The 398-nt window shown below is 45.7% G+C and carries 1 protein-coding gene; it reads left to right on the top strand.

The features are described 5' to 3' along the window. Window positions 1-251: 251 nt before the first annotated feature. Window positions 252-398: gamma-glutamylcyclotransferase (locus CIK04_RS24450; protein WP_142995008.1), on the top strand; the 147-nt coding region annotated here is incomplete at its 3' end.

Genomic DNA, 398 nt, shown 5'->3' with positions numbered 1-398 from the left:
TCACAAGTCACGGTCAGGTGGCTACATCATGCCAGGTTGCAAGTGAAGTAGTGGGGTGGGTATTTCAAACCGCTTGGTGAGTTCACCGTGCGCTATCGCCTGATGAAAGATCTTTAGTCTAGAAGGGTTTCTGGGGTTGAAAGTGCCGTTGATCTGCTTTATCAGTTTGAGTTTGATTAAAATCTCGCCACGTGCTATCAAACCTTAACTTGGTCAAACATCGCACATCATGCAGATAACACGGAGGCGTTATGCAGCATTTGGTTTTTGTCTATGGCACCTTGCGCAAAGGGGAATCTAACCATCACTATCTCGAGAAAAGCGAGTTTTTAGGTGGTTGTCAAAGTGCTCAAGATTATCGCCTTTATGATCTCGGAGATTATCCTGCGCTGGGTGAA

It is taken from the genome of Vibrio sp. 03_296, assembly GCF_002265885.1.
Note: the sequence above shows the minus strand (reverse complement) of the source record. Positions and strands in the feature narration are given on the sequence as shown.